Consider the following 19,546-nt stretch of genomic DNA (forward strand, 5'->3'; position numbering starts at 1 on the left):
TACGGATGATTAAAGTGAATTTATCCATAGATTTTCAAAATACACGACATAATAAAATCCCCCCTCGCAAAATCGAGCATTTTGTGAGGGGGGATTTTATTATGTCGTTTGTCCTTGCAACAAGCGGACAGGAAGACGATAAGCAGCGTCTAGTTCCTTATCAGGAAAAGTGATTCGCTGGATAAGGAGTTCGACGAGGAGTTCGGCCAGTTCATCGATTGGCTGAATAATCGTTGTGAGGTGCGGGAAATAATTTTGGATAAACCGAGTGCCATCGTAACCAATGAGTTTTAAGTCTTGTGGGATTGCGATGTTTAAGTCACGACATTGATTCATCACGAGTAAAGCCGTTAAATCATCGGTACAAAAGAGGCTATCGATTTTTTCTTCCATTAAAATACGCTTAATTTTATTATTTTTTAACGCCAGCGAATGTTCAAAGGAGTCAAAGCGAAAGACGTGTTCCGAGAGTTTCTTTTCACGAATAAAATCGAGATAGCCATTGAGACGATCATTGGTAGGCGAATTCGACGCATTACTACCGGTGATAATCCCAATGCGTTGTCCGCCTTGTGCAAAGAGATTTTCCGTTGCGGTGTAGCCGCCTTGGTAATTATCGCCGCCGACAATCGGGATGCTGTCTGCCAACGCTCGGTCAAACGAGACGATAGGCAAGGTTAATTCCTCATATTCTTTGATCCCTAGGTTATGGGCTCCAGCAATAATCCCGTCCACTTTGTTGGCTGCGAGCATGTTGAGATAATTTCGTTCTTTTTCTTTATTATTGGCACTGTCGCATAGAATGGATTTGTATCCTCGTTCAAAAAATTTCGTTTCGAGTTTTTCGACGAGTTCGCCAAAAAATGGATTGGCGACAGTCGGGAAAATCAAGCCAATTAATTGCGTGTTTTTCCCTTGAAGGGAGCGGGCAAACGAATTGGGTTGATAGTTTAATTCCTTCATGGCTAGGTGCACTTTATCAATCGTTTTTTGGCTTAGCGAACCGTAATTATTGATGACACGAGAAACAGTAGTGGGTGAGACGCCGGCTTTTTTTGCGACATCTGTCAGTTTAATCGTCATGGGTAAGACTCCTTATTAAGAGAATGTAGACCGCAACTGCCAATGAGTGCCTGAGAAATGACCATTTTCGCCTTCAATCAAAAGGTTCGTTTGATCTATTTCTGGAAAGACACGAGAGGTAAAGACGTGTAAGCCATCATTTACAAAAATTTCACAAATCGATTGATCGACAAAGATTTGGAAAGTCAGTTCTTGCTTGCGCTCGATGGTGATGGTTCTGGTAGTCCCAAACGCTTCATTCAATGGTCGGCTGACACGCGAGCGGTCTATTGTTATCTTACCATTTTTTGCGTCAAAATGAAGCGTGAAAGGGTGTTTGTTTTCGGCATCGGCAAATAAGTGAAGCTTCCCGTGACTGTCAGGTGAAAACGTCAAACGTAACTCATAGCGATTCTGCTGATTCTCTTTTACCAAAGGCGTTAAGGCGCCAAGTTCGCCTGCTAAAGGTGTCGCTTTTTGACGTAAGACTTCTAATTCTGTGATCGGTGTTTGGTATAAACGGTTCTGTTTAATGGACAGTTCTTTTACGAGGCTCAGACAATGTGCCCAATTTTGTTCATCAGTTGGATACGTTAATTCGGGTAATCCGGCCCAACCCACACTTAATACCCGTCCATCTGGTGCGTTGATGACTTGACTGGCATAAAGATCAAATCCTTCATCCAGATTTTGAATCGGTTGTGGATTGGTTAAGGTGACATTGTTTACATCAAATTGTTCGCCGACAACGAAGGTATTCGGATAAATATTTTGATAAGCGAAGTCTTCTTTTGCCATTCCTTGTGGACAAAAAATGAGAACGGGCTGATCCTTAATAAAGACGAGATTTGGACATTCTACCATATAACCTGCTTGCGCTGGCATATAATCTAATTCTCCGAGGAGTTGCCAATTTGTATACGTATCGCCTTGATACACCAGGACTTTTCCCTCTTCTTGGACTGTTTGAGCGCCGATAATCAGTAAATAGCCTCCTTGATAGGGAATCACTTGGGGATCACGAAAATGATCGGTGTAGCCTTCAGGTGGTGCAGGTATTAGCGGTTGTTCGATTTTGGTGATTTGATTTTGCGTATTCATGAGTGCGCCCATTTGATATGAGAAACGATTCCAGTCACGGTCGCGAACATTTCCCGTATAGGCAAGCAATAATTCTTCGCCGATCGGTAAAGCCGTACCAGAATAAACGCCATGACTGTCATATTTAGTAGAAGGCTCAAGTTTAACGCCTTCTGCTTGCCAATCAACAAGATTATCTGAGGTTAAATGAAACCATGATTTTAATCCATGCACAGGACCATACGGAAAAGCTTGGTAAAACAAGTGCCATTGACCATTGAAGTAGGAGAAGCCATTTGGATCGTTTAAGAGCCCGCTTTTCGGTTGGATATGAAAATTGAGGCGCCAAGTCGATTGTTGAACTTGCTCCTCTAACGTTTTAGTGTATTCTTTGTCCCACAGATGATAAGGACGGTAACGTAGCGCCGTCGTCCATTCAGTGATATTCATGAAACCGCTCCTTTGTAAGTGTATTCTTTGCCTTTAAGATAACGTAAAACAACTTTATTGTCAAACAGATAACATATAAAATCGTTTTTAAATATGACTAAATAAGGTTTTATAATCTATTTAAAAATAAAATTGATAAACGTTTGACATTTTTTGTGAATCCGTTATAATAAATAAAAAAAGCGATTACATCCAAGGAGGAAATCAAATGAATCACAAAAAAGTTGCGCAGGATATTTTGTCTGCGATTGGAGAAGATAATTTAATTGCTGCGGCTCACTGCGCTACACGTTTACGGTTGGTATTAAAAGATTCTAGTCTCGTCGATCAAAAGGCTTTAGACGAACACGACGATATCAAAGGAACCTTTGAGACAAACGGTCAATTCCAAATTATTATTGGACCGGGAGATGTGAATAAGGTTTATGCAGAGATGTTAAAAATCACTGATGTGCAAGGGACATCAACTGAAAAACTCAAAGAAGTGGCAAGTAACGGGAAGAAACCCAATCCAGTGATGAGTTTAATCAAAGTCTTATCCGATATTTTTGTTCCATTAATTCCTGCATTAGTAGCGGGCGGTTTACTGATGGCGATTAACAATGTGTTGACTTCTCAAGGGTTATTCGGCGCACAATCCGTCGTTGAGATGTTTCCTGCAATTAAAGATTTTGCCAGCATCATTAATTTACTCGCTTCAGCGCCCTTTGCTTTCTTACCGATTTTAGTCGGATTTTCAGCAACGAAGCGCTTTGGGGGAAATGGCTATTTAGGAGCCGCGATGGCGATGGCAATGGTTATGCCAGATCTTGTAAACGGTTATGGTGTCGCAAATGCAGTAGCTGAAGGAACGATGCCTTATTGGAATATTTTCGGATTACAAGTCGCTCAAGCAGGGTATCAAGGATCGGTCTTACCAGTGTTGGCAGTTTCTTATATTTTGGCGAATTTGGAAAAATTCTTCCATAAACGTATTCCACAAGTATTTGATTTTACCTTCACGCCGATGTTAGCCATTATTACAACCGGGTTATTGACGTTCACGATTGTGGGTCCATTTATGCGCTTGGTATCTGATGGCTTAACGGATAGCCTCGTGTGGCTTTATAATACAACGGGTGCTGTTGGTCTAGGCGTTTTTGGAACGTTTTATTCTGCGATTGTGATTACAGGTTTACATCAAAGTTTCCCAGCTATTGAAACGACGCTACTAGCGGAAGTTGCCAAAACGGGTGGTTCTTTTATTTTTCCAATCGCCGCGATGGCTAATATTGCACAAGGTGCCGCAACGCTAGCCGTTTTTGTAAATAGCACAAATGAAAAAGAAAAAAGTTTAGCATCCTCTGCAAGTATTTCCGCGCTGTTAGGCATTACGGAACCCGCTATTTTTGGGGTGAACTTGAAACTGAAATATCCCTTTATTTGTGCGATGATTGCTTCTGGTATCGCAAGTGTCTTTATCGGAATTTTCCGTGTGCTTGCTGTATCGATGGGTCCTGCGGGAGTAATCGGTTTTATCTCGATTTCTGCACCGAAAGTAACTAGCTTTATGTTATGTGCGCTCATTAGTTTTGTACTAGGATTTGCCTTGACGTTCCTTTATGGCAAAAAACAAATGAGTCAAACGACTACTACGATAGAAGAAAAAACAAATGAAGACACACCAGATGCTTCTGTGACACAACAAGCAGGAGAAACAATTGCTGCACCTGTGACAGGTCAAACCGTTGCATTAGGTACTGTCAATGATCCCGTGTTTTCAAGTGAAATGATGGGAAAAGGGATTGGTATCTTACCTCAAAGTAACGAAGTGTATGCGCCAGCGGATGGGACGCTAACCGTGGTCTATGGAACGAAACATGCTTATGGGATTACCACGACACAAGGGACAGAGTTGTTAATTCATATTGGGATTGATACGGTTAATCTAGCAGGACAACATTTTACAACGAACAAACAAAGTGGCGAACAAGTGAAAAAAGGCGAATTACTTGGGACGTTTGATCGAGAAGCCATTCAAGCAGCTGGCTACGATACGACGGTTTTAGTCATCGTGACCAACACGAACGACTTCAGCGATGTTCGCGCACATGAAGAGTTGAATGTGACAAATGGCCAAGAAATAATCCAAACTATTTCATAATAAGGAACGATAAAAAAAGGAGTTCGACTGTATCAGGCAGACGAAATCCTTTTTTTTGCTATTTCTATGGCAATTTGTCTGTTTTGAAATTGGCCTTTAAAGCGTAGATCTGGCCGTAGACGCACAAGTTTGTGAAGAGCGAATGTTAGAAAACGAAAATCAGATAGCGCTTTGATCGTTCTGAGTTCACAAAGAACCTGCATTTTTCGATACGCTTTGACCAATAGCCAAAATACGTGTATGTGCTTGATTTGCTATTCTAAACACACCTCGAGGAATACACGTATAAAGGAAATCAAAAAAATGGAACAACAGGAGTTAAATCAACTGATTCAAGATTATGAACGATTATTTCATATAGTGCTCCAACGCTGTAGTCTTTTTCCTGGACAAGTCGATTATGAGGATCATCTGCAGGAATTACGACTTTTATTTTTTATGCGAGCAAAAGAATACGCAACGAAAAGCGAATTTGAAGCGGCTAACGATATCACTTATTTATTTCGTCATTTATTATGGCGGATGATTGATACGAAGCGTAAAAAGTACCTTGAAATAGAAGAAGTGACGGATGAGATTCTGGATTATTTGCCCAATGAAGACCCCACGGATTTTCATTTTGAAAGTTTGGATCGATTGGCACGATTTTATCAGCAACTTTCGCCAAAAGACCAACAAAAATGTCGCGCATTACTCACGAATGAAAATCTATCACGTCAAAATAAAAGTCGCTACCGAAAATATTTTCGCAAACATTTTCAACATTCTTTTGAAAAAGTGTGACAAATGAATGAGTAGACTCGTTTATAGAAGTGTAAGGCGCGCAACTTACCAAAACAATTCTAGGAGGAACCCAAATGAAAACTCGTAATCAAGCAAAATTAACTGTTCAATTAAGTGTCGATGGAGAAGAAAAATTACAAAAACAAAGCTTTAGTCACGTGAAAGCCGATGTAACCGAAGAAACCATTTTAGCATTCGGTGAAGCCATTGCCCGTTTTGATCCAGAGAATAGTCGTTTAGAGAGCATGATTGAAACTGTCGATTTCGAATATAGAAAATAATAGGAGGATATGACCATGAAAAAACTACATTTAACATTTTTAAACCAAGAAGGAAAGAAACATAAATTAATTCCTAAAATCGCGTCAACAGAACTAACAGCAGAGGAAGTCGAAGCAGCGATGAATGAGTTAGCGACGCTAGATCTCTTTGAAAAAGAAAGTGTCGCATTGTATCAAGCGGTAGACAGTGCGAAATACGTTGAAACGATTGAAACGCCGCTTTTTAATAAATAAATTTTTCCTTCATTATATAAGTATAAGAAGAAAAATGCGAAGGAGTATGGACGAGGGTCTGTACTCCTTTATTTTAAGGAGGAAAACCGATGAATCCAAAACCAATCATTCTAGATATCAGCGAGTGGCAAGTCCCCAGTCAAATTAATTACGACGTCTTAAGCCGACAAATCGGTGGAGTAATCGTTCGCATTCAGTATGGTTCAAACTATGAAGATAAACATTATCGGACGCATCTTGCAGCCTTTCAAAAATACAACGTGCCAGTCGCTGTCTACGCCTGGGTGCGCGGCACGTCTATTGCGGACATGGAAAAAGAAGCGAGTGATTTCTATCGTCGTGCGAAAGCATTTCAGCCGAGCTTTTGGTGGGTAGACGTCGAAGAGCAATCGATGACCGATATGCGAAGTGGTGTCGAAGCATACCGTAAGAAACTCAAAAGCCTGGGCGCTAAAAAAGTTGGTGCCTATATCGCCAACCACTTATATCGTCAGTTCAATATCGATACCAAAAAGTTTGACGCCATATGGCTGCCTACTTATGGACAAAATACGGGCATTTATCAAGGGAATAACCCTACCGCAACCAGTGAGTATCATCTCCATCAATATACGGATCAGGGCCGTTTAGCCGGTTATTCTGGAAATCTTGATTTGAATCGGATTGCCAAAGGGAAAATCACAGATTATTTTGAAGGAAGTACCTCTCATTTAGCCCCCGTTCGACCAGCTCAAAAGGAACAAACGTACCAGTTATTATTTGATGTTCATTTAAGAAAAGAACCCTCTACTAAATCCACGAGCATTGCCTTACTTAAACAAGGTACGCAGATTCGCATCCAAAATTTGCATCATCACGAAAGTTATCTATGGGGCGAACAAAAAAGAACAGATGGTTCAACCGCTTACATTGCACTCGGAATGTTACAGGAATATGTCAGTAAGGTTAAGTGAATTTAACAAAACACCCATTTTGGGTGTTTTGTTTTTCGTATTGGTAGTATAGTATGAATAGAATATCCAAGAACTAATTAGGAGTGTAATAATGTTACTGACGATACTTATACAAACAATCTTTTTAAATATCTTCTTAAAAAATAATGACATAAAAAATAGGAAAGGCTTATTGATTTATTCTGTGTGGATGTCAACAATAATAATTTTGCTATTGTGGCGTATTTTTAATTTACGTGAATTTAATAATAATACAATATTTTTGATTTCTTTGTCAGTGAATAGACTAAATACTGTTTTAACATTTTTTGGTAGTTTATTTGTATTTAATGTAATTCAATTTTATATTAACTTTAAAACTTCGCGGTTATTTGAGATGTATCAGCAATCAAAAATCAAACAAACCTTAATGTTATTTGTATTATTAGTTCCAGTATTTTTCGGTAGTTTATTATTTTTCAGTAGTCATTGGGCCGTAAAAAGTTTTGGGAATTTAGAATTTGACCAAATTATTTATATGTTAAATTCCCCAATCACCGGAACAGATAACCAACAAATTATTAACTATTTGTATAGTCCCATTTTGAATGCCATATTTATTACTAGTATTTTAGCGAGTATTTATTATTTATTCAGTACTTATAAAATAAGATTTTCAAAAATGAGTAAAAAAAATAGGTATATTACATTGGCAATGGCTAGTCTTGTAGTCGTCTTATTAAGCACTGGGTTGAGTATTCAAAAAATTGGTTATGCAGATATCAAATCATATTATTTTGAAAAAACGACTCTTTATGAAGAGTATTTTGTAGATACTGAAAATGTAAGTTTAACTTTTCCCGAAGAAAAAAGAAATCTGATTTATATTTTTTTAGAATCAATGGAAAGTAGTTATGCGTCACAAGATTTAGGCGGTATAAAGCAAAATAATCTTATCCCCAATTTAACCGAACTGGCATTAGAAGAAGGGATACACTTTTCAGATAAAGAAACGTTAGGTGGGATGAAGTATCTAACTGGAGCAGGAGCTACTGCAAGTTCGATGGTCGCCCAAACCTCAGGGATTCCATTGATCGCATCCTCAGAGTCATTAAATACGAATGATTACGGTAGTAAAGGACAAGATTTCTTGCCAGGAGCTTATTCTCTAGGAGAAGTTCTAGATAAAGAAGGATATAATCAAATGTTATTTATTGGTTCTGAAGGTGAATTTGCAGGCCGGAATAAATATTTTGAGCAACATGGTAATTATGAGATTCGAGACTACAATTGGGCGAAAAAAGAAGGTCTAATTCCTGAAGACTATCGTGTATGGTGGGGATATGAAGATCGGAAACTATTTGAATTTGCTAAAGAATCTTTACTAGAGTTATCTAATCAAGAAGAACCATTCAACTTCACCATGTTGACTACTGATACACATTTTGAAGATGGCTACTTAACGGAAGAAACACCAGATTTATTTGGAGATCAATATAGTAATGTTATTCATGATAACGATCGACAAGTTATGGAATTTCTAACTTGGATTAAAGATCAGGATTTTTATGATAATACTACCGTTGTGATTGTTGGAGATCATTTGACGATGGATGTGGATTTTTTTGTAAATGATAGTCTAGAATATTCTAGAACAGTCTATAATGTATTTTTAAACTCTCAAAATAAAGCAAATAATCAAAAAAATAGAATTTTTACAGCAGTTGATATGTTTCCAACGACTTTAGCTTCTTTAGGTGTTGAAATTGAAGGGAATAGACTAGCGTTGGGTACTAATTTATTTTCGGACGAACAAACGTTAGCAGAAAAATTAACATACGAAACTTTATTAGAGGAGTTAAAGAAGAAATCACCTTTTTATTCTAGATATATTATGCAAGGAACAGATATTAAATTACTTTATGAAGATACTAAATAAAGTATGTCAATAAGCTGTTAAATATTACAATTAAGTTTCTGAATATAGTGGGAAAAGTAGAAAAGGCCTATTTTAAGAGGTTTTTCTACTTTTTTTACTCTAAAAGCTCTTAAAAACTACAATAAACCTTCCTTTTTTTTACAACAAATCGTATAATCAATTTGTATGTCTTTTTTTACATAAAGATAAAAATAAAAAAATGTGAAATAAATCATTATTCATTTCCAGTTTAAAGACAATGGGGGAAGTAAAATGTCAAAAGTACAGAAGTTTTTTATAGGGATTCTCGGAGTATTACTAGTGCTAGTCATCGGTGTAACGGCCTTTGCAACAAAAATTTATTTTGATGTAAAAGGCAGTGTCGATAAGACATATGAAACTGTCGAACGTCAAGAAACAGGTGTCTCACGGAAAGAAGAAGTCAACCTCAACAATAAAGATTCTTTTTCTATTTTACTAATGGGTGTCGATACCGGAGACTTGGGACGTACTGATACCGGACGCTCTGATGCCATCATGGTCGCAACGGTCAGCCCGAAAGATAATAAAACTCAAGTGGTTAGTATTCCGCGAGATGCCTATATGGAGATTGTTGGATATGGTACTTATGACAAAATTAACCATGCCTATGCCTTCGGCGGACCTGCGATGTCAATGGATAGTTTAGAAAAATATCTCGATATTCCGATTGATCATTATGCGGCAATCAATTTAAGAGGTATTCAAGACTTAGTTGACGCTGTTGGAGGTGTAACGGTTAATAACGATTTAGCGTTTACTATTGATGGGATTCCTTTTGATATTGGCCAAATCGAATTAAATGGGGAAGAAGCACTAGCTTTTGTTCGGATGCGTTATGATGATCCAAGAGGGGATTACGGACGTCAAGAACGTCAACGTTTAGTCATTCAAGGCATTATGCAAAAACTGATTTCAATGAATAGTATGACAAAATATCAAAGCATATTAGACGCGATATCTGATAATATGAAAACTGATATGGATTTTTCTACTATGCAAAAAATTGCCTTAGATTACCGTGACGCTTTTTCTACCATTCAAATGGATCAGCTTCAGGGTGAGGGCTTTATGCAAGATGGTGTCTCTTACCAACGTGTCTCTGATGAAGAACTTACTAGAGTTCAAGCGGAACTAAAAGATCAAATGAATTTACAATAGAATGAGAGTAATATACCACGATGACTATGAAAATATTGTCGTGGTATTTAAGTGCAGATTAGAGGGATAATTATGGAGCAAAGTAAAGTTAGCGATTCAATCGTATCCGATTCGCTAATAACACCACAAGGGAGAAAAATAAGTATGATTAAGTTGCGTCAAAATCATTGTTTTTTTGTAGTTAAACGAATAGGGGATATTATTTGTAGTTCAATTGGATTAATCATACTTTCGCCACTCTTTCTAATTATTGCGATTTTGATGAAATTCGAAGATCCAAAAGGACCGATATTTTTTAGCCAAACAAGAATCGGGTTAAATGAAAAACCATTCAAAATGTACAAAATCAGATCGATGGTGACGAATGCAGAGGAGCTGTTAGAAAATCTCCTAGATGAGAACGAAGTTGAAGGTGCTATGTTTAAAATGAAAGAGGATCCCAGGGTGACAAAGATTGGAAAAACGATTCGTAAATTTAGTATCGATGAGTTACCCCAACTTTGGAATGTAATCAAAGGTGATATGAGTTTAATTGGTCCTCGGCCACCATTGGAACGAGAAGTAGCAGAATACACACCATATGATAAACAACGTCTCTTAATCAAACCAGGTTGTACAGGATTATGGCAAGTGAGTGGTCGAAATGATTTAGACTTTGATGAGATGGTTGAGTTAGATATGAAATATATCCAAAATTTAAGCCTAAGAACTGATTTATGGATTTTGTTTAAAACAGTGTGGGTAATGATTAAGCCAAATAGTGCTTATTAATTGTTAGGAGAGAAAGAATTGAAAGTAGCGTTAGCCATACCAACGTATAATGCAGGTAATGAATTTCGGACGGTTTTAACATTAATTAATCAACAACGAAATTTAGTTGATGCCATTAAAATAATAGATTCGACATCTGTCGATAATACAGTAGCGATAGCAAAAGAATTTAATTGTGATATTGAAGTGATTGATCAGTCAGAATTCAGTCATGGTGGAACACGAAGAAAAATAGCGATTGAATATAGCAAAAAAGGATATGATTATTTAATATTCATGACGCAAGATGTGTATCTACAAAATCGAGCACTATCAAAATTAATTGATTATATTGTATCTGACTCTCAGTTGGGTGTTGTATATGGTAGACAAGAAGTGGATTTGAGTACTGGAAACTTATTTGAGTACTACGCTCGTTCTTTTAATTATTCTTCTCATAGTTATACACGAACAAAAGCTGATATAAGAGAGCAAGGTATCAAAACGATTTTCAGTTCAGATGCTTTTGCAATATATAATTTGAGTATATTAAAACAAATTGATTTTTTCGAAGATACTACTGAAGTATCAGAAGATATGTTGATAGCACATAAAATTATTAATGCAGGTTATAGTGTGGGATACTGCTCAGAAGCAAAAGTATATCATACTCACAATTATGATGTATTAGATGAATATAAACGATATAAAGAGATCGGGAAATTTTATAAAAAGAATTCAGGTATTTTAGATAATTATGGGAAAACATCAAGTAATGGTATTAAATTAGTTTTAGGAGAAATAAAATTTTTGATTGCAAAAGGAAAAATTTTACTTATTCCTAAATCAATTATAAGAAATTCAGCTAAATTTATAGGACATAAAGTGGGGTATTATTTTGGCTAATAAGTTACTTATGGTACAAGAAGAGCATTTTATTAAGAATGATAAAGGAGAGATTTATGCTACAAGGGTTTTAAACGAGAAAATCTTTAATCGATATTTAGAATATTTTGATGAAGTCATTGTTTTTGCGAGAGTTTCAAAATCAAATAATGTAGTTAAAGAATTGAAAGTTAATACTGATCGCTTATCATTCATAGAAATCCCGGATTTTAGGGGACCAAAAGAGATGCTTATGAAAAGTATTAAAATCGTTAGTAAATTCAGAAAAGCATGTAGTGATGCTGAAGTGATTTTTTTACGGGCGCCCTCTATGCTAACCATTTTTTTATATCGTTTTATTCCTAAAAATAAAATTACGAGCGTAGAGTTCATGATGGGAGCTACATATTTTATTGAAGACGATTCTTTTATTGCTAAAAAAGTAAATAAAATTATTGATAATGAAGCAAAGAAACTCGTTAAAAAAGCAAATGCTACCTTATATGTAACAGAAGAAGCATTACAAAAAGAATATCCACCTAACGCTAAAGCATATGAAGACTCTAATGATGATTACTTTACTTGTGGTGTATCCGACGTTGTAATAGAAAAAGAGTATTTATTCGAACGATTACCCATGAATTCAGAAAGCAATCACTTTATTTTGATTTCTGTGGGGTTTATGGATTCATATAGAAAAGGACAACATATATTAATTGAAACAGTAAAAATTTTAAAAGATAAAGGCTATTCCATTGAGTTAAGATTAATTGGAGAAGGTAAGAAAAAAGAAGAGTTTGAGCAACTGGCTAAAAGATTAGGTTTAGAAAAAGAAGTCTTATTTCTAGGTAAAATCTCTTCCAGAGAGACTTTATTTCAACAACTGAAAGAATCTGATATTTTTTTATTACCTTCTAAGTTAGAAGGATTACCGAGAGTTATAATAGAAGCTTTATCAGCATCACTACCTGTTATTGCTAGTGATGTAAATGGAAATTCTGAACTAGTTCAATCAGAATTATTGGTGCAAGATTTTGAAGCGTCGAATTACTCAGAAAAGATTCAAGAGTTGATTGAAAATCCGGTTTTTTATAATGATATTTCAAAAGAAAATTATCAAAAAGCTCTAGAATACCTTCCTGATAAGCTAGATTTAAAAAGAAGATTATTTTTCGAAAAACTATCTATTCTTTCAAAAAAACAGAAATAGTAGGAGATAAAATATGATATATTTAGGGACATTTATTATTTCAACTTTATTTTCTTTCGTTTCCTATAATAATAATGAAATTTTTATAAATAATACTAAAAAAAAGCGTATAATCTTTAGTTTTTTAGCTGTTTTTTCAGTTTCATTGTTAGCTGGATTAAGATCGGAAAATATAGGCACAGATGTTTTAGTATATGGAAATACAGTTTTTTATAATATGACTAATTCAACGGGACTTATCTCATATTATTTTGATGCAATTGATATTTTTCGTTTAGAGCCCTTTTACCTTTTTATTAATTATGTTGTTTCTCGATTTACTAATACATATTGGATATTTTATTTTATCTTATCATTTATTATAAATAGTTGTTTCTACATGGCAGCTTATGTATTGAAAAACAAAATTTATCCTAGCCTTTCTTGGCTAATTTACTTATTATTTTTTTACTCCTATACACTTAATATTATGAGACAATCGCTGGCTACAGGATTAATGATTCTTGCTATATCTTTAATGATAGAAAATAAAATTAAAGCAGCTATTCCTTTTTTATTGCTAAGCTTATTAAGTCACTACTCAACAGGAGTAGTTGCTGTCGGATTGTTTTTCGTTTTTTTTCTTTTCAAAAAATCCAAAAATCCTTTAAAGACTTTTGGAATTCTATTAATGGTTTCATTACTTATAGTTATTGGAATACAGCCAATTTCAAGATTATTATTGAATATAAATATACTACCTCAACGATACAGTATTTATTTTACAGGTGAAAGAGGGGCAGGTTTTTCTCTGAATGCTCTTATTTTGAAACTACCATTAATTTTTTATTCAGTAAAAAAAATAAACAAGATTAAAAGTAATGATTATATTTTCTTCTTTTTTTTACTTATGTTGATTTTTGACTTTCTATTTTACCAGCTAAGAATTATTAATATTGTATTTTCTAGATTGAGTTTTTACTTTGGAGTGTTCCAAATATTCTCATTTCCTTATTTAATAAAAAATTATGTAACTACTGTAAGTGAACGTAAGTATGCAACGATTATATATATATCTTTTTTAACTTTTATTTGGTGTTATCAAATAATCTATTCTGGCGTTAATGAAATCTATCCATATAGTTCAATTATAGGTTGGTAAAAAAAATATTACGTATTATTCAGGAGGACCTATGAAAGGTATTATTCTAGCTGGAGGATCAGGCACACGTCTTTATCCTCTAACAAAAGCAACTTCAAAACAACTCATGCCCATTTATGATAAACCGATGATTTATTATCCACTATCGATTTTGATGTTGGCAGGAATTACAGAAATTTTAATTATCTCGACCCCACAAGACACGCCGAGATTTCAAGAACTCCTTGGTGATGGGAAAGAAGTAGGGATTCATTTAGAGTATGCGATTCAACCTAGTCCCGATGGTTTGGCCCAAGCCTTTATTATTGGGGAGGAATTTATTGGGGGAGAAAGTGTCTGCTTAATTTTAGGTGATAACATCTACTACGGTGGTGGTTTATCAAAAATTTTACAACGAGCTGCTGAAAAAGAAAATGGTGCGACTGTTTTTGGATATCATGTGAATGATCCGGAACGATTTGGAGTGGTCGAATTTGATCAAGAAATGCGCGCTTTATCCATTGAAGAAAAACCTGAAGAACCAAAATCCAACTATGCGGTAACGGGACTTTATTTTTATGATAATGATGTCGTTGAAATTGCGAAAAACATTAAACCTTCTTCTCGTGGGGAATTAGAAATCACGGATATCAATAAAGCTTATTTAAAGCGTGGCGATTTATCGGTTGAAGTAATGGGTCGAGGGTTTGCTTGGTTAGACACGGGTACACATGAATCACTACTCGAAGCGTCATTATTTATCGAAACAATTGAAAAACGGCAAAACTTAAAAGTAGCTTGTCTAGAAGAAATTGCTTTTCGTATGGGATATATTACCAAAGAAGAAGTCATTAAATTAGCCCAACCGTTAAAGAAAAATCAATACGGACAATACTTATTGCGATTGGTGGGAGAAGAATAAATGGCAAAAATCAAAGTAACAGAAACGAATCTAATGGATGTTAAAATTATAGAACCGGCTGTTTTTGGCGATCATCGTGGTTTTTTTACAGAAAGTTATTCAAAAGAAGCATTTAACGAAGTTGGTATCACATTTGACTTTGTGCAAGATAATCATTCGCTATCAGTTGAAGCAGGTGTCATTCGTGGGTTGCATTTCCAAAAAGGCGAAGCGGCACAGACAAAATTGATTCGTGTCGTTTCAGGAGCAGTCCTAGATGTGATTGTCGACATTCGAAAAGGCTCTCCGACCTATGGGAAGTCTGAAGGCTATATATTATCAGCGGATAATCAGCGACAATTATTAGTACCAAAAGGCTTTGCACATGGTTTTGTGACGCTTACGCCCAACGTGAATTTTTTATATAAATGTGATAATTATTATAGTGCCGAAGCTGATGCGGGAATTGCATTTGATGATCCGGCGTTAGGGATTGATTGGCCGCTCGATTTATCGAAGGCGATTTTGTCTGATAAAGACAAACAACACCCAACATTGGCAACTTTTGACAAAGAAAATCCATTTATTTATGGAGCGATTTAAGGAGAAGAAGACATTGAAAAATATCATTGTAACAGGTGGCGCAGGATTCATTGGTTCTAATTTCGTTCACTATGTCGTAAGTAATCATCCTGAAGTCCATGTGACTGTTTTAGACAAATTAACTTATGCCGGAAATAAAGAGAATTTAGCAGGTCTTCCTGAAGATCGTGTGACATTAGTAGTAGGTGACGTCGCAGACATGGCGCTTGTAGACTCATTAGTCGAAAAAACAGATGCTGTCGTTCACTATGCGGCAGAATCGCATAATGATAATTCTTTGAGAAATCCGTATCCTTTTGTGCAAACCAACTTAATTGGAACGTATGCTTTGATTGAAGCATGCCGTAAATATAACGTTCGATACCACCATGTCTCTACTGACGAAGTGTACGGCGATTTACCGCTAAGAGAGGAGTTACCAGGTAATGGAGAAGGAATCGGCGAGAAATTTACGGATAAGACCCCTTATAATCCGTCTAGTCCCTATTCAGCAACGAAAGCCGGTTCTGATTTGTTAGTAAAAGCCTGGGTCCGTTCTTTTAGTTTACAGGCTACATTATCGAATTGTTCCAATAACTATGGACCTTATCAACATATCGAGAAATTTATTCCTCGTCAAATCACAAATATCTTGAGTGGGATTCGTCCTAAACTTTATGGGGAAGGGAAGAATGTTCGAGATTGGATTCATACCGAAGACCATTCTTCTGCAGTATGGACGATTTTGACAAAAGGACAAATTGGCGAAACCTATCTAATTGGTGCTGATGGCGAAAAAAATAACAAAGAAGTCATTGAACTATTATTGGAGTTAATGGGGCAATCGAAAGATGCCTATGACCATGTTATGGATCGCCCAGGTCATGATTTGCGTTATGCAATCGATTCTTCGAAACTACGTAACGAATTGGGATGGACACCTTCTTTTACGAATTTTGAAGAAGGATTAGCCGAAACGATTGCTTGGTATCAAGAAAATCAACAATGGTGGCAAGCAGAAAAAGAAGCGGTCGAACAACTTTACGCAGAGCAAGGGCAATAAGAACGATAGTAGCAGGAGAAATCCTGCTTTTTTTGAAAGGATGAAAGCCATGATTTTAGTAACTGGAGCCAAAGGTCAGCTAGGAATGGAACTATGTCATCTGTTAGATGAACAAGGGATTGAGTATGTGGGGACTGCAATGGCTGATTTGGATATTACCAATGCTGAACAGGTATCACATTTCGTTAAAGCACTTCAACCAAGTATCATTTTTCATTGTGCGGCTTATACAGCGGTTGATTTAGCAGAGGATGAAGGGAAAGCATTAAATCAAGCTGTCAATATTGATGGTACGAAAAATATTGCACTAGCTGCGAAGGAAGTTGGCGCGACTTTAGTTTATATTAGTACGGACTATGTTTTTGATGGATTGTTAGGTGAAGGCGAATATAGCGTTGATGCGCCTACGAACCCTCAAAATGAGTACGGAAAAGCAAAACTAGCGGGAGAACAAGTGATTCAAGAACTGTTAACCCAGTATTATATTATTCGAACGTCCTGGGTATTTGGGCAATATGGATCAAATTTTGTTTATACCATGCAAAAATTAGCAGAAAATAGAAAGACTTTAACCATTGTGAGTGATCAAGTAGGTCGGCCAACGTGGACGCGAACCTTGGCCGAATTTATGCAATTTATTGTGGAAAAAGAAGCACCGTATGGCGTATATCACTTATCGAATAAAGGATCTTGTTCATGGTATGAATTTGCGAAAGAAATTCTAAAAGAAAATACTGATGTTGAAGTACTCCCGATAACATCCGAGGAATTCCCACAAAAAGCGACTCGCCCGAAGCGTTCAATTATGGATTTGAGTAAGAGTGAGGAGTTAGGGTTTGAGATTATTAGTTGGGAAGAAGCATTATCATCGTTTCTTTCTAAGTAAAAATTTAAATGGGAGTTGTTCTAAATGTTAGATAAAAAATACAGAATATTAACTAAATCTGATTTAAAATATTATTTAGAGTGTGATAAACTTGCTTCAAATATACACAAGAAGAAACCTAGTATTATTCCTATAGTAGATTATATTTGGAAATTCCAGATATGTTTAAGAAAAACTGAGTATTTAAGTAATCAAAATAATAAATTGTTACGAATATTGGGAACAATTTATTATTATAGATATAAATTGTTATGTAGAAAATATAATGTTGAAATCCCATTAAATTGTATCCGGGAAGGACTAGTGATTTGGCATTTAAGTCGAATAATTATTAATGATAAATCTAAAATAGGTAAGAATGTATCACTGTCTTCAGGAGTGGTTATTGGTCAATCTAATGGTAAGCAATCTGTAGTAGGAGACAATGTAATATTAATGTTAGATGCTAGAGTATTAGGTGCAAAAATAACTGACAACGTAGCGATAGGAGCAAGTTCTTTAGTTTTAAGTGATATAACTGAACAGAATACTGTACATGCCGGTATTCCAGCTAAGAAAATTTCTTATAATTATCCCAATAAACATTCTGAGCTATCTATAAAATGGAAATAAGTAAAAGATGGTCAATTAGAATTACTATAAAGAATCTGATTCATAGCAAGGAGAGGAAAAATTTATATGAATAGATTGCTAGTAAAAAATATACTGTTTTCAATTTCCGCTAATGGCTTAAACTTATTAATTTCAACAGTATTGATTTTTATTGTTCCCAAAAACATCGGAGTGGTAGAATACGGATTTTGGCAGATGTATTTGTTATATGGATCTTATGTTAGTTTTTTTCATTTAGGATTTCCAGATGGGGTTTATCTTAGATATGGCGGTAAAGATTATAGTTCTTTAGACGAAAACGTATTTAAAAAAATTAACACATTATTTTTGTTCTTTCAGTTAATGATTTCAATTTTACTAATATTATTTAGTCTATTTATTTTTGATAATAAAATTATAGCTATAGCATTTAGCGTATCAGTTTTCATACTTAATATACGTACAAATAACATTTATATATTACAAGCAACTAATAGAGTAAAAGAATCATCCATCATATTAATACTAGCAAATATTATTTTTATTTTTTTATTTATAATACTAATATTCATTGGTTTTTCATGGGAGAGATTGATACTTATTGATTTAGTAAGTAAATTTTTATCTTTAATTTATTCTTTTACCAAAGTTGAAAATCTATATGGCTCTACATCAACTAAAATAAAAAAAGAAATTATTTTTTTTGAAATAAAAGAAAATATTCTTTCGGGTGGAGCTATCTTAATTGCGTATATTTTAGGTTTGCTTATTCTAGGTGTATCTCGATGGCTAGTTGATTATCAATGGGGAGTTGAAATTTTTGCTCAAATCTCATTAGCAATTAGCGTATCCAATATAGCGTTAGTATTTATTAACGCTATAGGAATTGTCATGTTTCCATTATTAAAGACGATTACGGAAGAGAAATATCAAATGATATATGTTAATTCAAGATATTGGTTAACTTTTTTTCTGTTTTTATTGTCAGCTTTTTTCTTCTTATTTAAGCCTCTTTTAGAATTTTGGTTACCTCAATATTCATTTGGAATTACTTACTTATACTTTTTATTTCCTATATGTATATTTGAAAGTAATAATTCATTATTAAATTTAACATTTTTGAAGGCATTAAGGAAAGAGCGATTTATTATGTACTTAAACTTCTTTACAGCGATTTTTAGTGGTATCATTGCATATTTCTCAGCAATTATTTTCAATAACTTAAATATGGTTGTTTTTAGTATGCTACTAGGGATTATGTTCAGATCCATTCTAGGGGAAATATATTTATCAATAAAATTAGAAACAAAATACATGGTTAATATCACTAGAGAAGTTATAGGAACGCTAGCATTTATTTTTGTTTCTGACTTTGAAAATATTTTCTTGTCTATAGTGATTTTTTTATTGGTAATTCTGTTTCTATTTTTACCTGATATAAAAAAATATAAAATTATTCGTTAAATTATTATGTG

At 35.0% G+C, this 19,546-nt stretch carries 19 protein-coding genes; 17 read left to right on the forward strand and 2 right to left on the reverse strand.

Features of this window, described 5'->3' with window-relative positions:
• Positions 1-99: 99 nt before the first annotated feature.
• Positions 100-1,083, reverse strand: a complete 984-nt coding sequence (locus IGI68_RS07270; RefSeq protein ID WP_273230275.1) for a LacI family DNA-binding transcriptional regulator — start codon at positions 1,081-1,083, stop codon at positions 100-102.
• Between the two features lie 15 nt (positions 1,084-1,098).
• Positions 1,099-2,592 (reverse strand): sucrose-6-phosphate hydrolase, encoded by a 1,494-nt coding sequence (locus IGI68_RS07275; RefSeq protein WP_438731877.1) that lies wholly within the window; start codon positions 2,590-2,592, stop codon positions 1,099-1,101.
• Between the two features lie 208 nt (positions 2,593-2,800).
• Here IGI68_RS07275 and IGI68_RS07280 point away from each other — a divergent pair, with 208 nt between their 5' ends.
• The 17 genes from IGI68_RS07280 (at position 2,801) to IGI68_RS07360 (ending at position 19,535) form a co-directional block, all read left to right on the forward strand.
• The gene (locus IGI68_RS07280) at positions 2,801-4,735 is read left to right on the forward strand and encodes a sucrose-specific PTS transporter subunit IIBC (protein WP_438731880.1); all 1,935 of its coding nucleotides are present in this window, start codon (positions 2,801-2,803) and stop codon (positions 4,733-4,735) included.
• Between the two features lie 303 nt (positions 4,736-5,038).
• A complete protein-coding gene (locus tag IGI68_RS07285; RefSeq protein WP_438731883.1) occupies positions 5,039-5,518 on the forward strand; it encodes a sigma-70 family RNA polymerase sigma factor in 480 nt (159 codons plus the stop codon).
• Positions 5,519-5,592: 74 nt separating this feature from the next.
• Entirely contained in the window at positions 5,593-5,799 is a 207-nt protein-coding gene (locus IGI68_RS07290; RefSeq protein WP_071875333.1) for a DUF1659 domain-containing protein, read from the forward strand.
• 15 nt (positions 5,800-5,814) lie between these two features.
• Entirely contained in the window at positions 5,815-6,033 is a 219-nt protein-coding gene (locus IGI68_RS07295; RefSeq protein WP_071875334.1) for a DUF2922 domain-containing protein, read from the forward strand.
• An 89-nt stretch (positions 6,034-6,122) separates the two neighbouring features.
• Positions 6,123-6,986, forward strand: a complete 864-nt coding sequence (locus IGI68_RS07300) for a glycoside hydrolase family 25 protein (RefSeq protein WP_438731887.1) — start codon at positions 6,123-6,125, stop codon at positions 6,984-6,986.
• Positions 6,987-7,077: 91 nt separating this feature from the next.
• Entirely contained in the window at positions 7,078-8,904 is a 1,827-nt protein-coding gene (locus IGI68_RS07305) for an LTA synthase family protein (protein ID WP_438731890.1), read from the forward strand.
• A 252-nt stretch (positions 8,905-9,156) separates the two neighbouring features.
• Positions 9,157-10,083, forward strand: coding sequence for an LCP family glycopolymer transferase (locus tag IGI68_RS07310; protein ID WP_438731893.1), 927 nt, complete (start codon positions 9,157-9,159; stop codon positions 10,081-10,083).
• Between the two features lie 72 nt (positions 10,084-10,155).
• The gene (locus tag IGI68_RS07315; RefSeq protein ID WP_438731896.1) at positions 10,156-10,854 is read left to right on the forward strand and encodes a sugar transferase; all 699 of its coding nucleotides are present in this window, start codon (positions 10,156-10,158) and stop codon (positions 10,852-10,854) included.
• A gap of 18 nt (positions 10,855-10,872) precedes the next feature.
• Entirely contained in the window at positions 10,873-11,739 is an 867-nt protein-coding gene (locus tag IGI68_RS07320) for a glycosyltransferase family 2 protein (RefSeq protein ID WP_438731899.1), read from the forward strand.
• Complete coding sequence (locus tag IGI68_RS07325; protein ID WP_438731902.1) at positions 11,732-12,928, forward strand: glycosyltransferase; 1,197 nt, start codon at positions 11,732-11,734, stop codon at positions 12,926-12,928. Before IGI68_RS07320 ends, IGI68_RS07325 begins: the two co-directional genes overlap by 8 nt.
• A 13-nt stretch (positions 12,929-12,941) precedes the next feature.
• A complete protein-coding gene (locus IGI68_RS07330) occupies positions 12,942-14,069 on the forward strand; it encodes an EpsG family protein (RefSeq protein WP_438731905.1) in 1,128 nt (375 codons plus the stop codon).
• A 31-nt stretch (positions 14,070-14,100) separates the two neighbouring features.
• Positions 14,101-14,970: a glucose-1-phosphate thymidylyltransferase RfbA gene (rfbA, locus tag IGI68_RS07335; RefSeq protein WP_438731908.1), complete on the forward strand. Its 870-nt coding sequence runs from the start codon at positions 14,101-14,103 to the stop codon at positions 14,968-14,970.
• The gene (rfbC, locus tag IGI68_RS07340) at positions 14,971-15,552 is read left to right on the forward strand and encodes a dTDP-4-dehydrorhamnose 3,5-epimerase (RefSeq protein WP_438731911.1); all 582 of its coding nucleotides are present in this window, start codon (positions 14,971-14,973) and stop codon (positions 15,550-15,552) included.
• A 13-nt stretch (positions 15,553-15,565) separates the two neighbouring features.
• A complete protein-coding gene (rfbB, locus tag IGI68_RS07345; RefSeq protein WP_438731914.1) occupies positions 15,566-16,594 on the forward strand; it encodes a dTDP-glucose 4,6-dehydratase in 1,029 nt (342 codons plus the stop codon).
• 49 nt (positions 16,595-16,643) lie between these two features.
• Positions 16,644-17,480: a dTDP-4-dehydrorhamnose reductase gene (gene rfbD / locus IGI68_RS07350; protein ID WP_438731917.1), complete on the forward strand. Its 837-nt coding sequence runs from the start codon at positions 16,644-16,646 to the stop codon at positions 17,478-17,480.
• 24 nt (positions 17,481-17,504) lie between these two features.
• Positions 17,505-18,092, forward strand: a complete 588-nt coding sequence (locus IGI68_RS07355; protein ID WP_438731920.1) for a hypothetical protein — start codon at positions 17,505-17,507, stop codon at positions 18,090-18,092.
• Between the two features lie 66 nt (positions 18,093-18,158).
• Positions 18,159-19,535 carry a hypothetical protein gene (locus IGI68_RS07360; protein ID WP_438731923.1) on the forward strand — a complete coding sequence of 459 codons (1,377 nt, stop codon included), beginning with the start codon at positions 18,159-18,161 and terminating at the stop codon, positions 19,533-19,535.
• Positions 19,536-19,546: the final 11 nt, after the last annotated feature.

The organism is Enterococcus sp. DIV1314a, from assembly GCF_051713805.1.
Taxonomy (GTDB): Bacteria; Bacillota; Bacilli; order Lactobacillales; family Enterococcaceae; genus Enterococcus_I; species Enterococcus_I aquimarinus.

Bases quoted from the DNA above. Each gene is read 5' to 3' on its own strand.
- IGI68_RS07270 (WP_273230275.1), bottom strand. From the start codon at position 1,083: ATGACGATTAAACTGACAGATGTCGCAAAAAAAGCCGGCGTCTCACCC.
- IGI68_RS07275 (WP_438731877.1), bottom strand. From the start codon at position 2,592: ATGAATATCACTGAATGGACGACGGCGCTACGTTACCGTCCTTATCAT.
- IGI68_RS07280 (WP_438731880.1), top strand. From the start codon at position 2,801: ATGAATCACAAAAAAGTTGCGCAGGATATTTTGTCTGCGATTGGAGAA.
- IGI68_RS07285 (WP_438731883.1), top strand. From the start codon at position 5,039: ATGGAACAACAGGAGTTAAATCAACTGATTCAAGATTATGAACGATTA.
- IGI68_RS07290 (WP_071875333.1), top strand. From the start codon at position 5,593: ATGAAAACTCGTAATCAAGCAAAATTAACTGTTCAATTAAGTGTCGAT.
- IGI68_RS07295 (WP_071875334.1), top strand. From the start codon at position 5,815: ATGAAAAAACTACATTTAACATTTTTAAACCAAGAAGGAAAGAAACAT.
- IGI68_RS07300 (WP_438731887.1), top strand. From the start codon at position 6,123: ATGAATCCAAAACCAATCATTCTAGATATCAGCGAGTGGCAAGTCCCC.
- IGI68_RS07305 (WP_438731890.1), top strand. From the start codon at position 7,078: ATGTTACTGACGATACTTATACAAACAATCTTTTTAAATATCTTCTTA.
- IGI68_RS07310 (WP_438731893.1), top strand. From the start codon at position 9,157: ATGTCAAAAGTACAGAAGTTTTTTATAGGGATTCTCGGAGTATTACTA.
- IGI68_RS07315 (WP_438731896.1), top strand. From the start codon at position 10,156: ATGGAGCAAAGTAAAGTTAGCGATTCAATCGTATCCGATTCGCTAATA.
- IGI68_RS07330 (WP_438731905.1), top strand. From the start codon at position 12,942: ATGATATATTTAGGGACATTTATTATTTCAACTTTATTTTCTTTCGTT.
- rfbA (WP_438731908.1), top strand. From the start codon at position 14,101: ATGAAAGGTATTATTCTAGCTGGAGGATCAGGCACACGTCTTTATCCT.
- rfbC (WP_438731911.1), top strand. From the start codon at position 14,971: ATGGCAAAAATCAAAGTAACAGAAACGAATCTAATGGATGTTAAAATT.
- rfbD (WP_438731917.1), top strand. From the start codon at position 16,644: ATGATTTTAGTAACTGGAGCCAAAGGTCAGCTAGGAATGGAACTATGT.
- IGI68_RS07355 (WP_438731920.1), top strand. From the start codon at position 17,505: ATGTTAGATAAAAAATACAGAATATTAACTAAATCTGATTTAAAATAT.
- IGI68_RS07360 (WP_438731923.1), top strand. From the start codon at position 18,159: ATGAATAGATTGCTAGTAAAAAATATACTGTTTTCAATTTCCGCTAAT.